Below are 12,635 nucleotides of genomic sequence, written 5' to 3' on the forward strand. Positions count from 1 at the left end.
CGCACGCCCGCACGCCCGAGGGCGGCTATCCGGAACCGGGCCCGTTCATACGCAAATACGCACGCCCACCCGAATCACGCCCACCCGCACGCCCGGACGTACGCCCGCGCGCACACCTGTGCGCCCGCACGGCGAGTGGCCGCGCCATCGCTCGCGACCGCGTTGTCAGTGGTCCGGTTCACGATGGAGGAGCACGGGCCACCCGGCTCGCGCGCTGCCTCGGACCGGGGGAGACCATGACCATCAGCCACCCTGAGCCCGTCACCGCCCGCCTCCACCCCGCCTCCCACCCACCGGCCTCCCCCCAGCCCGCCGCCCGTCCGGGCCGCGGGGACGTCCACCCCGTGCCGCGCCGGGCCGCCGCCCCGCCGGCCGCGCTGGACCTGCTCGCCGACGCCCACCGCACGCTCGACCGCGCCCGCGCCCTGGAGGACCCGCTGGAGCGGTACGCCGCCGCGCATCTCGCCGCGCTGCGCACCGTCGCGGCCGTGCTCGCGGTGCGCGGGCGGCCGGAGAAGAGCCCCCGGCGGCGCAAGGCCATCCGCAGCGCCTGGGAGGTGCTGCCCGAGGTGGCGCCGGAGCTCGCCGAGTGGGCGGTCTACTTCGCGGCCGGCGCCCGCCGCCGGGCCGCCGCCGAGGCCGGGATCAGGGGCGCCGCCTCCGCCCGCGACGCCGACGACCTGATCCGCAACTCGGCCCTCTTCCTGCGCCTGGTCGAGCGCCTGCTCGGCCTGCGCCCCGCGCCGCCCGCCCCGAGGCTGCCGCTGGACGACGACGGCGGCGGCAGCGACAACGGCGGTGCTGACGGCGGTGCCGACGACGGCGACGGTGACCGCCCGGCCCGCCGCCGGTGACCGGCGGCGCGGCCCGGTCCGCGGCCGACGGCCGGCGGCGCGGCCCGGCCCGTCGGCCCGGACTAAGGTGGAGGCATCCTGATCGATCTGCATGTGCCGAGGAGCCCCGCCTTGTACCCGACGCGTCCCCGCAGCGCCCTGCGTACCGCCGTGGTGTGGGAGGTGGTCCGCACCGCCCTGGAGAAGCGGGCGGCCGAGCTGGACCAGCCCGTGCTCGACGTGGTCGACACCGGCGGCGGCACCGGCAACTTCGCCGTGCCGGTCGCCCGGCTCGGCCACCGGGTCACCGTGGTCGACCCGAGCCCCGACGCCCTGTTCGCGCTGGAGCGGCGGGCCGCCGAGGCCGGTGTCACCGACCTGGTCCGCGCCGTCCAGGGCGACACCCAGACGCTCCCCGAGCTGGTCGCGCCGGGGACGGTCGACGCGGTGCTCTGCCACGGCGTGCTGGAGGTCGTGGACGACCCGGCCGAGGCGCTCGGCAGCCTGGCCGGCACCCTGCGCCGGGGTGGCCTGGTCAGCCTGCTGGCCGCCAACCGCAACGGCGCGGTGCTGGCCCGCGCGCTCGCCGGCCACTTCACCGAGGCCCGGACGGTGCTGGGCGCCGCGGACGGCCGCTGGGGCGAGAACGACCCGATGCCGCGCCGCTTCACCGGCGAGGAGCTGGGCCGGCTGGCCGACGGCGCCGGTCTGCGGGTGGAGTCGGTGCACGGTGTCCGGGTCTTCGCCGACCTGGTGCCCGGTGTGCTGGTGGACACCGAGCCGGGCGCGCTGGAGGCGCTGCTGAAGCTGGAGGAGGCCGCCGCCGGGCAGCCCGCCTTCCACGCCGTGGCGACCCAGCTGCACGTCCTGGCGACGCTGGCCTGACCCCCGGCGGAGACGTTTCGCACACCCGCCCCACACACCCGCTCCGCAGAGGTTTCGCACACCGTCCGCCGGGTGTCCGGCGGCGGTTCGCCCACCGGTCTCCTGCCGGTCGTCTCCGAAGGTCCCCAGGTCTCGGCCGATTCCATCGGATCGGGCACTTGTCCGGGGTGTGCGGCGTTGGGCACAGTGCGGCCGGGACCGGTCGGGGTGGCCCGGCCCACGCGAAGCCGACCACCCCGTAACAGGTCCGTGGACCGTATGATCTGGGTAAAGCCGGAAAGCATGACAGCCGGACGCATGGGGCATATGGACGACACGGGTCGGGTCCCCCCGCACAGGCGTCCGACCGCGTGCCCTGATGGCTGATTGGACTTGCCTCCCCGACCGGGGCGGCGGACCGGTCGCACCCGCGACCGACGAGTAGGAGGACTCCGTGCCGCTCTCGGAGCACGAGCAGCGACTGCTCGACCAGATGGAGCGAGCGCTGTATGCCGAAGATCCCAAATTCGCGTCGGCGCTTGAGGGAACCGGGCTGCGCACCTACACCCGTCGGCGGGTCTACCTGGCCGTCGGGGGATTCGTGGTGGGCATCGGCCTGCTGATGGGCGGAATGGTCGTCCCCGACCAGATCTGGGTCAGCATCGTCGGGTTCCTGGTGATGCTGGGGTGCGCGGTCTTCGCCGTGACGGGCTGGCGCCGTGGTCCGGCGAGCCAGGGCTCCGGCCCCCGGCCGGCCGCCGCGCCGCGCCGCAAGGCCGGGATGATGGACCGGGTCGAGCAGCGCTGGCAGCGCCGCCGGGACGAGCAGAGCGGGCTCTGAGCCGAAGGGCCGGAGCCGTCGGGGTCCACGGTTGAACGGCCACACCTGGAACAGCCGCAGAGGGCGGGCAGTCGGACCGACTGCCCGCCCTCTGCGTTCCGTCCCGGGGGGCGTCCCTCAGGACTCCCCGGACTCCCCGCCGCCCTTCCGGCGCCGCAGCCCGCCCCAGGCCCGGCGTACCGGCCCGGTGACCGCCCCGGTCACCCGGGAGACCCGGCCACGGACGGCGAGCCGGGCGGCCAGCACGGCGTCGGAGATCCGCCACGACAACTGGGCCGAGGACGGCGGCAACAGCACCGCCCTGGTCCGGCCGGTCCGGCCGGCTCCGGCCCACAGGCCGTCCCGGGCGGTCCGGACGTCCGCCGCCAGCGGCGCGGCGATCCGGGCGTCGCGGGCGTAGAGCACCCGCTCGGCGGCCAGCGCCACCCGCCCGGCGGCCGCCGCCGAGGCCTCGTCCAGCTCGGCGGTCTCGGAGATCCGGCGGGCGGCGGACCTCGGGGTGCGCGACTCGTCCGGCGGGATGCCGAGGTCCCAGGCCGAGTCGACCAACTCGTCCCAGGCGGCCAGCACCTGTTCGTCGGTCAGCTCCGCGGGCCCGCTGCCGCCCGGCCGGCGGCGCCCGCCCGGACCGATCCGGCGCCGGCGCAGCATCGTCCGCCAGAACATCGGGGTGAGCAGCAGCGCGATCAGTACCAGGACCCCGGCGAGGGTGCCCAGCACCTGCCAGGACAGCAGCCAGGACTCCTCGTGGGCGCCGGCGGCGGTCTTCTTCCGGTCCTCGCACTCGCCCAGCCGACGAAGCCTGGGGTCGCAGTCGCTGCCGACGGAGGGCGCGGCCACCGGGGCCGTGCTCTGCGCGGCGGCGGTCGGCTGCTGGGTCGGAGCGGTGGCGGGGGCGGAGACCGGGTCGGCGTAGCTGGGCTGCACGCCGCGGCTCTTGGTGGGCTCGAAGCGCGTCCAGCCGAAGCCCTCGAAGTACAGCTCGGGCCAGGCGTGGTACTTCTGCCCGGTCACCGAGAACTGGTTGCCGCCCTTGGCGTCGCCGGGGGTGAAGCCGACCGCGACCCGGGCGGGGATCTTCAGTGTGCGGGCCATCGCCGCCATGGTGGAGGCGAAGTGGACGCAGAAGCCCCTGCGGTCCCGCAGGAAGGTCTCGATCGCGGAGCTTCCGGTGCCCGGCTGGATCTTGGTGTCGTAGGTGAACTCGGGACCGGTGAACCACGACTGCAGGGCCAGTGCCTTGTCGTACGGGGTGCGCGCCTTCGCGGTGACGGCCAGCGCCTTCTCCGCGACGACCGGGGGCAGTTCCCTGGGCAGCTCGGTGTAGTGCTCGACGATCTGGGCCGGGGCGGCGGGCGCGGTGCGCAGCTCCGTGGCGGTCGGCCGTACGTCCAGGGCGCTGACCTGGTACTTCAGGCCCTTGATCGCCTTGTCCTTGGTGGGCTGCACGGTGTCGGTGAGGGCGTCCACCTGCCAGCTGTCGGGGTTGGGGACGGTGATGCTCCTGGCCGGGTAGGGCACCGGCAGCCAGGCCGACTCCAGCCGGTCGGTGACCTCGAAGTCGCCGTCGATCGTGGGGAGGTCGGCGTCGGTGAGCCCTGCGGGGCGGGGGAGGTTCTTGAGGTCGCCCAGCCCGGTGCTCACGAGCTTCCACGAGGCGCCGTCGAAGGTGTCCAGCGAGCCGGTGCGCAGGTAGGTGGACTGGGCCTGGTCGCCGTCCATGCGGTAGTTGAGCAGCACCTCGTCGCTGGGGCTGTTGAACGCGGCCTCCAGCGTGACCAGCGGGTCCAGGCTGGCCGCGCCCCCGGAGCCGGAGCCCTTGCCCGAGCCCGGGCCGGACGTGCCGTGGATCAGGCCGGCGTCCCAGCGCGGCAGGAAGACCGGCAGCAGCAGGGCCAGCGCGAGGGCCAGTACACCGACCCGCTGGCCGCCCTGGCTGAGCGCGCCGGTGCCCCCGGTGCCGCGCGAGCTGCCGCGGAAGACCCGGCCCCAGCGGGAGACCCGGTCCTGGCCCTCGGCGAAGAGCAGCACCAGGTAGCCGCCGGCCGCCAGTGCGAACCAGATCCAGCTGCCGCCGCTGCCGGCCAGGCCGTTGCCGACCGAGTACAGGGCCAGCAGGGGCAGCCCGGCCAGCGCCGAGCGCCGGTAGGTCACCGCGACGGTGTCCACCACGACGGCGATCAGCCCGACGGAGGCGACCAGGATGAGTCGCAGGCCCGGGTTGGGCGGCGCCGGGATGGCGTACTCCTGGATGTCGTCCAGCCCGGTGCCGAGGACCTGGCCGAGGGTGTGCACCGACCGCGGCCCGGGCACGACGCCGCCCCACACGGCGGTGGAGCCGGCGAAGCCGACCAGCAGCAGGACGAACAGGACGAGGAGCTGCCCGAGCGGCACCGTCCAGCGGTAGAAGGGCGTCCGGCGCAGGCCTGCGCCGGACGCCGCGACCGCCGCGATCACCACGAAGGCGTTGATGATCCAGCTCTTGGTGGTGAGCAGCGGGGTCAGGCAGAGCGCGGCCAGTGCGGTGGCCAGCGCCGAGTACACGGTCAGTTTGGCCCGGGTGGTCACGCGCCGGCCTCTTCTCGGTAGGGGGAGGACGCCTTGGCCCGGTCGGCGGCCTGCCAGAGGTCGGGGGCGGAGTCCCCGGCGCGGACCGGCAGCACCGTCCAGCCGGCCTCGCGCAGCTGCTGGACGCGGGCGCGGAACTCGTCACCGCCGGTCTCGGGGGCGAGCAGCCGCAGGCCGGCCCAGGTGTCGGTGTCGAGCAGGAAGACCACGGCGCCGCCGGTCCGGCCGCGCAGCCGGGCCAGCCGGGCGGTCTGGGCCTCGTCCAGCTCGCCGAGGACGGCGACCAGCAGGCCCTCGCCGGAGGCCCGCAGCGGTTCCTCGGCGCGGGAGAGCCCGCCGCCGTCGGAGAGGTCGACCACCGCGAGCGCGTCCAGGATCAGACCGGAGGCGTCGGCCGCGGTGTTGCCGCCGCCGGCGGCCGGGCCGGGCACGCAGTGGCCGGTGTCGGTGAGCAGCCGGGTCTGGTAGCCGCGTTCCAGCAGGTGGACGGCGACCGAGGCGGCGCAGCCGACCGCCCACTCGAAGGAGGACGCGGGGCCGTTGCCCCGGTGGCCGACCTCCCGGGTGTCCAGCAGGACGCTGGCCCGGGCCTTCTGCGGCTGCTCCTCGCGCCGCACCATCAGTTCGCCGTACCGGGCGGTGGACTTCCAGTGCACCCGGCGCAGGTCGTCACCGGGCCGGTACTCGCGCAGGATCACGTCGTCGTCCCCGGCCAGCGCGAGGGTGCGGGTGTGGCTCTCGCCCTGGCCGGCCCACTCGCCGCTCAGCCGCACGTGCGGCAGGGGCTGCGCCTGCGGGACGACGGTCAGGGTGTCGGAGGCGGTGAAGGAACGGTTCAGCTCGCACATCCCGAACGGGTCGGAGAGGCGCAGCTGGAGCGGGCCGAGCGGGTAGCGGCCGCGCAGGTCGGAGCGGACCCGGTAGGAGACCTCGCGGTTGCCGCGCGGCTCGACCCGGTCCAGGACGAAGCGCGGGCGCGGCCCGAGTACGTACGGGACCTTGTCCTCCAGCAGCAGCAGGCCGGTGGGCACCCGGGAGACGTTGTCGACCCGCAGATGGACCCGGGCCTCCTGGCCCGCGGTGGCGCGGCGCGGGCTGAGCCGGCGGCCGCTGGCCACCCGGTAGCGGGTGCTGGCCAGCAGCAGCGCGGCCGCCAGCGGCAGCGCGGCGAGCAGCACGCCCACGCGCAGCAGCGCGTCCTGGTCGAGGAGGTAGGCGCAGACCACCGCGGTCAGCCCGGCGGCGAGGAAGGAGCGGCCCCGGGTGGTGAGGCCGCGCAGGCCGGCGCGCAGGCCTGACGGTGCGTCGGACGGCCCCACCTCAGCCCCTCCGGACGGCCGGGCTGCCCTGCGGGCGCGGCAGCGGCAGCCGGGCGACCAGGTCGACCACGATCTGCTCGGCGGTACGGCGGCTGAGCTGGGTCTCCGCGGTCGGCATCAGACGGTGGGCGAGCACCGGGACGGCGAGCCGCTGGATGTCGTCCGGGGTGACGTAGTCGCGTCCGTCCAGGGCGGCGGCGGCGCGGGCGGCCCGCACCAGGTGCAGGGTGGCGCGCGGCGAGGCGCCGAGCCGCAGCTCGTGGCTGCTGCGGGTGGCGGCGACCAGGTCGACGGCGTAGCGGCGGACCGGCTCGGCGATGTGCACGGTGCGCACCAGCTCGATCAGCTTGAGGATGTCGGCGGCGTGCGCCACCGGCTGGAGGTCCTCCAGCGGGCTGGCACCGGCGTGCACGTCGAGCATCGCGAGCTCGGCCTCGGTGCTCGGGTAGCCGATCGAGATCCGGGCCATGAAGCGGTCCCGCTGGGCCTCCGGGAGGGGGTAGGTGCCCTCCATCTCGACCGGGTTCTGCGTGGCCACCACCATGAACGGCGAGGGCAGTTCGTAGCTGGTGCCGTCGATGGTGACCTGTCGCTCCTCCATCGACTCCAGCAGCGCGGACTGGGTCTTCGGCGAGGCCCGGTTGATCTCGTCGCCGACCACGATCTGGGCGAAGATCGCGCCCGGGCGGAACTCGAAGTCGCGCTGGTGCTGGTCGTAGATGTTGGTGCCGGTGACGTCGGAGGGCAGCAGGTCCGGAGTGAACTGGATGCGCCGCACGGTGCAGTCGACGGACCGGGCCAGCGCCTTGGCGAGCATGGTCTTGCCGACGCCGGGGACGTCCTCCAGCAGCAGGTGGCCCTCGGCGAGCAGGACGGTCAGCGCGATCCGGACGGCCTCCGGCTTGCCCTCGATCACGCTCTCGATGTTGGCGCGCACCCGGTCGACGACCGCGCCGAGCTCGGGCAGACCGGCCGGGTGGGCTTCCCCGGTCCGCCGGCCGCCTCCCGCACGACCTTCGAGACCGGCCTGATCGTTGTAGCTCGTCACCCGTTCGCTCCCTGGCACGCTGTGCCCGCCTCACCCCGAGACCGGCCCCCACCCCATGCTTGACGCGGCCCCTCCGGGAGCGGTTCCGAACAGGGAGCCGGTGCCGGGGTACGGCCTGCGGCCTGGCCGCCCCAGGTGGTTCGGGGTCAGACCGGCAGGCGCATTCTCCCCCGGGCGGTGGCCAGAAGTCACCATCCGGCCCGGAAGCACCGGGGAAGCGGTCAGGGGCGGAGCGGAAGCGCTCCGAGACGGTACGGGCGGACGCCCGGCGGGGCCCGGGCGACGCTGGCCGGGCCTGGACGTGGCCGGTGGGACGGGAGGGGTCAGCCGATCTCGCGGAGCAGCCCGGTGTGGACGTCGAAGACGAAGCCGCGCACGTCGTCCGTGTGGAGCAGGAACGGCGAGGTGCGGACCCGCTGCATGGACTGCCGGACGTCGCTGTCGAGGTCGGTGAAGGCCTCCACCGCCCACTGCGGGCGCTGGCCGACCTCCTGCGCCAGCTCGCGGCGGAAGTCCTCGGTGAGGCCCAGCAGGCCGCAGCCGGTGTGGTGGATCAGCGCGATCGAGCGGGTGCCCAGGGCGCGCTGACTGATGGTGAGCGAGCGGATGGTGTCGTCGGTGACGACGCCGCCGGCGTTGCGGATGACGTGGGCGTCGCCGAGTTCGAGGCCGAGCGCCGCGAACAGGTCGAGCCGGGCGTCCATGCACGCCACCACGGCGATCTTCTGGACCGGACGGGCGTCCATGCCCCCGTCGCGGAAGGTCACCGCGTACTCGCGGTTCGCCGCCACGAAGCGGTCGATGATGGTCGGCTTGGCGGAGCCGGCAGCGGCGGTCGGCGTGGGCCGGTCGGGGGTCACTGTCATGCTGGAGACGTTAGTGCGATTTCCGCGCTCGTGGTGGGGTGGGGGGCTACAGAGCGGGCGGCTGTGACCGAGCGCATATCCACAACGCGGCAGGTCCCGGAGGTGCTGGTCAGGGCGTTCTGACCCCATTCGTCCGGATTCCCGGAGGCCCGGCGGGCCGGTGTGCGGGGCAGTCCCGCGCGCCTCCGGGGCTGCGCCGACGGCGGTCCGCCCCGGCGCTCGCGACCTGCGGCGATCCGTACCGCCGCCCGGGTGGTGCGCCGGAGCGGGCCATTGACTGACCGGGTGCGCGCGATAGAGTTGCCGCGCAGTGGAGCACACCCGCCGGACCCCGTCAACCGGGCCTTTCCGGCCGGTGCCGCGGTCGACGCGGCCCGTGGCCTCCACCCGCTCCGTGCCACCTGGCGCACCTTCCCCGGCGCCGGGCGGTCACGACCTTCCCCTTGAGCGGGCGGGGACCACGGGCCGCGTCACGGCCCCATGCGTCGGCTCCGGTGCGCGGTGGGCCAAAATGGTCGGAGCTCCCGGACATCGGGCTGCTTCGCACCGAGGAAGGGCGCCACCGCGCATGAGCACCAACGATCCGGCCCCCAAGCACGTCCCTGTGATGCTGCAGCGGTGCATGGACGCGCTGGCCCCGGCGATCTCGCGGCCGGGCGCCGTGGTGGTGGACGCCACCCTCGGCCTCGGCGGGCACAGCGAGGCCCTGCTGACCCAGTTCCCGGACGTCCGGCTGGTCGCGGTGGACCGTGACCCGGCCGCGCTGAAGCTCTCCGGCGAGCGCCTCGCCCCGTTCGGCGACCGGGCCACCCTGGTGCACGCCGTCTACGACGAGATCCCCGAGGTGCTGGAGCGGCTCGGCATCGCCGAGGTGCAGGGCATCCTGTTCGACCTCGGCGTCTCCTCGATGCAGCTGGACGAGGCGGAGCGCGGCTTCGCGTACGCCCAGGACGCCCCGCTGGACATGCGGATGGACCAGACCCGCGGCCTGAGCGCGGCCGAGGTGCTGAACACTTACAGTCACGGGCAGCTGGCCCGGATCCTCAAGGTCTACGGTGAGGAGCGGTTCGCGGGCAAGATCGCCTCGGTGATCGTGCGGGAGCGCGAGAAGGAACCGTTCACCACCAGCGCGCGTCTGGTCGATCTGGTACGCAACGCCATCCCGGCCGCCACCCGGCGCACCGGCGGGAACCCGGCCAAGCGCACCTTCCAGGCGCTGCGGATCGAGGTCAACGGCGAGCTGGAGGTGCTGGACCGCGCGATCCCGGGGGCGCTGGACGTGCTGGCGCTGGGCGGGCGGATCGCCGTGATGTCCTACCAGTCGCTGGAGGACCGTCTGGTCAAGCAGTACTTCGCGGCCGGGGCGACCAGCAGCGCCCCGCCCGGGCTGCCGTTCATCCCGGAGGAGCACCAGCCCTGGCTGAAGCTGATCACTCGCGGTGCCGAACTGGCTACCGAGGAGGAGATCGAGGAGAACCGGCGTGCCGCGCCCGTGCGGCTGCGGGTGGCGGAGAGGATCAGGGACCGAAGCACCCGGGGCTGACCAGGCTCCGGGGCGGTCCGAAGGGCGGAGGAAGAGCGTGGGGCCGGTGGCCGGAGGCGGGGCGGGGAGAGCAGTGCTCCCCGGACAGGGCGGCAGGGCGCGGATCACGGTCCGGCCGGGGCGGCGCTCCCGGGGGCGGACGCCGTTCGCCGTCCTGGTGGTGGTCCTGCTGGCGGCGGGGATGCTCGGGCTGCTCGCGCTGAACACCGCGCTCAACGAAGGCTCCTTCGAGCTGTCCAAGCTGCAGCGGCAGACCACGGTGCTCACCGACGAGCAGCAGGGCCTCCAGCACCAGATCGACCAGAGCTCCGCGCCGGACGCGCTCGCGCGCCGGGCCGGCGAGCTGGGCATGGTGCCGGCCGGCGGGATGGCCTTCCTCGATCTCCAGAACGGTGGCACGGTGATCGGCAAACCCGGTCCGGCCCAGGACAGCCCCCCGGTGAAGCGGTCCACCGCCGAACCGTGGCCGGGCAGGCAGCCCGCGCCGAGTGCGCAGCAGAGCGCCCCGGCGCCGGCGGCCACCGTCGGTGACGGCACCGTCCAGATCAACCCGGCGCCGCCCGCGAGCGGAGGTGCGGGCCGATGAGCACGCCCCGACAGCCCACCGGCGGCACGGGCGGCCGACGGCCGCCCGCCCCGCGCGGCCAGTCCGGCAAGGCCCAGCCGGCCAAGCCCCAGTCCGCGCGGTCGAAGCAGCCCCCGAAGGCCCAGGCGCCCAAGGGGCAGCCCCCCAGGGCGCAGCAGCCGTCCGCCGCGAGGACGCCCCGGGCCCCGCAGCAGCGCCGCCCGGAGGGCCGCCCGCCGGCCCGCGGTCAGGCGGGCGCCAAGCCGCGCCCCAGGCCCCGCCCGCCGCAGCGGCCGAAGGGGATCCGGCTGGCCGACCCGCGCCGCCGGCTGCGGGTGATCACCGTCGTGATGTCGCTGGTGTTCTCGGTGTTCGCCGGCCGCCTGGTCCAGCTCCAGCTGCTGGACTCGGACGCGCTGGCCGCCGACGCCAACACCAACCGCTACCAGAGCATCCCGATCACCGCCGAGCGCGGCTCGATAACGTCCGCCGACGGCGTGGCGCTGGCCACCACCGTCGACGCGTACGACATCACCGCCGACCCGGCCATGTTCACCCCGGCGTCCTCCGGGATCCCGGACGCGCCGGAACAGGCGGCCGCGCTGCTGGCACCGATCCTCGGCCTGCCCAAGGAGAAGATCGCCGCCGACCTGCACACCCCCAAGACGCGCTACAAGCGGCTCGCCGCCCAGCAGACCCCGGACACCAAGAACCAGATCAGCGACCTCAAGTCGAGCCTGGAGAAGAAGGCGAACTCCAAGGCCTGCCTGGCCCAGAAGCGGCTGCTGAACAAGCCGGCCGAGGAGGGCGGGCGGACCAGGGTGGACAACGAGTGCGCCAACCCGCTGGCCGGGGTCTTCAACCGGGACACCCAGAAGCGGGTCTACCCCTCGGACGGCCTCGCCGCCAACCTGGTCGGCTTCGTCAACGCCGAGGGCGAGGGCGCCGGCGGCCTGGAGCAGCAGTACCAGAAGCAGCTGGCCGGCAAGGAGGGCCACAGCAGCTACGCCCAGGCGGGCGGCCGGCTGGTGCCCACCGCCGGGGGCTCGCTGGACCCGGCCGTGCCCGGTACCGACCTGCGGCTGACCATCAACCGGGACATCCAGTGGGCCGCCCAGCGGGCCATCACCGACCAGGTCGCCAACTCCGGGGCGGAGAAGGGCTATGTGATCGTCCAGGACGTGAAGACCGGCCAGGTGCTGGCGATGGCCTCCTCGCCCGGCTTCAACCCCAACGACCTGAGCACGGCCAGGTCCTCCCAGCTCGGCAACCCCGCGCTGCAGGACGCGTACGAGCCCGGCAGCACCGCCAAGCTGATGACCATGGCCGCCGTGCTGGACTCCGGCAAGGCGACCTGGGACACCAAGGTCACCGTCCCCAACCGGCTGGTCCGGGCCGGCCAGGAGTTCAAGGACGACATCGACCACAGCACCTGGTACCTGACGCTGGCCGGGGTGCTCGCCAAGTCCTCCAACATCGGTACCATCGAGGCCGCCGAGACGCTCGGCGCGGACCAGGCCGAGGCCAACCGGATCCTCGACGGCTACATGCGCAAGTTCGGCGTCGGCGAGCCCACCGGTCTCGGCTTCCCCGGGGAGACCGCCGGAGGGCTCAAGAAGCCGGAGGACCTGGTCGCGTCGGAGAAGTACAACATCTCGTTCGGCCAGGGCCCGCTGACGGTCAACGCGCTGCAGGCCACCTCCGTCTACTCCACGATCGCCAACGGGGGCGTGCGGGTGGCGCCCAGCGTCGTCCAGGGCACCACCGCGCCCGACGGGAAGTACACCCCGGCCGCGCCCGGCGCGGAGTCCCGGGTGGTCAGCGAGCAGACCGCCAAGACCCTCACCGAGATGCTGGAGTCGGTCGTCTCCGACGAGCAGGGCACCGGCGGCAAGGCGGCCATCCCCGGCTACCGCATCGCGGGCAAGACCGGTACGGCCAACCGGGGGGCGGCGAACGGCAAGGGCTACGACGGCTACACCGCGTCCTTCATCGGCTTCGCCCCCGCCGACGCTCCCCGGGTGACCGTCTCCTGCGTGCTCCAGGGCCCGGTCAACGGCCACTTCGGCGGCCAGCTCTGCGGTCCGGTGTTCAAGCAGGTGATGGAGTTCACCCTGAAGACCCTGCAGGTGCCGCCGAGCGGTAGCGAGGCGCCCAACCTGGCCGTCGAGTGGAAGCCGTGATCGAC

General features: G+C 74.4%; 10 protein-coding genes. 6 read left to right on the forward strand and 4 right to left on the reverse strand.

Going from position 1 to position 12,635, the window contains the following annotated elements:
• Positions 1 to 236 precede the first annotated feature (236 nt).
• The 3 genes from ACIP82_RS25780 (at position 237) to ACIP82_RS25790 (ending at position 2,538) form a co-directional block, all read left to right on the forward strand.
• The gene (locus ACIP82_RS25780; protein WP_400656608.1) at positions 237 to 854 is read left to right on the forward strand and encodes an SAV_6107 family HEPN domain-containing protein; all 618 of its coding nucleotides are present in this window, start codon (positions 237 to 239) and stop codon (positions 852 to 854) included.
• 111 nt (positions 855 to 965) lie between these two features.
• Positions 966 to 1,718: a methyltransferase domain-containing protein gene (locus tag ACIP82_RS25785; protein WP_363607300.1), complete on the forward strand. Its 753-nt coding sequence runs from the start codon at positions 966 to 968 to the stop codon at positions 1,716 to 1,718.
• A gap of 433 nt (positions 1,719 to 2,151) precedes the next feature.
• Positions 2,152 to 2,538 carry a DUF3040 domain-containing protein gene (locus ACIP82_RS25790; protein ID WP_363607301.1) on the forward strand — a complete coding sequence of 129 codons (387 nt, stop codon included), beginning with the start codon at positions 2,152 to 2,154 and terminating at the stop codon, positions 2,536 to 2,538.
• Positions 2,539 to 2,655: 117 nt separating this feature from the next.
• Here ACIP82_RS25790 and ACIP82_RS25795 read toward each other — a convergent pair whose 3' ends face one another.
• The 4 genes from ACIP82_RS25795 to ACIP82_RS25810 all read right to left on the reverse strand — a co-directional run bounded on the left by ACIP82_RS25795 (position 2,656) and on the right by ACIP82_RS25810 (position 8,339).
• Positions 2,656 to 5,106, reverse strand: coding sequence for a transglutaminaseTgpA domain-containing protein (locus ACIP82_RS25795; protein WP_400656613.1), 2,451 nt, complete (start codon positions 5,104 to 5,106; stop codon positions 2,656 to 2,658).
• Positions 5,103 to 6,425, reverse strand: a complete 1,323-nt coding sequence (locus ACIP82_RS25800) for a DUF58 domain-containing protein (protein WP_363607303.1) — start codon at positions 6,423 to 6,425, stop codon at positions 5,103 to 5,105. The genes ACIP82_RS25795 and ACIP82_RS25800 overlap by 4 nt, the downstream gene beginning before the upstream one ends.
• A 1-nt stretch (position 6,426) precedes the next feature.
• Positions 6,427 to 7,473, reverse strand: coding sequence for an AAA family ATPase (locus ACIP82_RS25805; RefSeq protein ID WP_400656616.1), 1,047 nt, complete (start codon positions 7,471 to 7,473; stop codon positions 6,427 to 6,429).
• A gap of 323 nt (positions 7,474 to 7,796) precedes the next feature.
• The gene (locus ACIP82_RS25810) at positions 7,797 to 8,339 is read right to left on the reverse strand and encodes a carbonic anhydrase (RefSeq protein ID WP_363607304.1); all 543 of its coding nucleotides are present in this window, start codon (positions 8,337 to 8,339) and stop codon (positions 7,797 to 7,799) included.
• A gap of 568 nt (positions 8,340 to 8,907) precedes the next feature.
• On the opposite strand from ACIP82_RS25810, the gene rsmH reads away from it, so the two are divergent.
• From rsmH to ACIP82_RS25825, 3 genes are all read left to right on the forward strand, one after another.
• Entirely contained in the window at positions 8,908 to 9,882 is a 975-nt protein-coding gene (rsmH, locus tag ACIP82_RS25815) for a 16S rRNA (cytosine(1402)-N(4))-methyltransferase RsmH (RefSeq protein WP_363607305.1), read from the forward strand.
• 73 nt (positions 9,883 to 9,955) lie between these two features.
• A complete protein-coding gene (locus tag ACIP82_RS25820; RefSeq protein WP_363607306.1) occupies positions 9,956 to 10,468 on the forward strand; it encodes a cell division protein FtsL in 513 nt (170 codons plus the stop codon).
• Positions 10,465 to 12,630: a penicillin-binding transpeptidase domain-containing protein gene (locus ACIP82_RS25825; RefSeq protein WP_400656619.1), complete on the forward strand. Its 2,166-nt coding sequence runs from the start codon at positions 10,465 to 10,467 to the stop codon at positions 12,628 to 12,630. The genes ACIP82_RS25820 and ACIP82_RS25825 overlap by 4 nt, the downstream gene beginning before the upstream one ends.
• The last annotated feature ends 5 nt before the right edge of the window (positions 12,631 to 12,635 follow it).

The sequence above is a fragment of the Kitasatospora sp. NPDC088548 genome (genome assembly GCF_044753005.1).
Lineage (GTDB): Bacteria > Actinomycetota > Actinomycetes > Streptomycetales > Streptomycetaceae > Kitasatospora.

What these genes read in the sequence shown, in the direction of transcription:
- ACIP82_RS25810 (WP_363607304.1), bottom strand. Translation starts at nt 8,339, where the DNA reads ATGACAGTGACCCCCGACCGGCCCACGCCGACCGCCGCTGCCGGCTCC.
- ACIP82_RS25780 (WP_400656608.1), top strand. Translation starts at nt 237, where the DNA reads ATGACCATCAGCCACCCTGAGCCCGTCACCGCCCGCCTCCACCCCGCC.
- rsmH (WP_363607305.1), top strand. Translation starts at nt 8,908, where the DNA reads ATGAGCACCAACGATCCGGCCCCCAAGCACGTCCCTGTGATGCTGCAG.
- ACIP82_RS25825 (WP_400656619.1), top strand. Translation starts at nt 10,465, where the DNA reads ATGAGCACGCCCCGACAGCCCACCGGCGGCACGGGCGGCCGACGGCCG.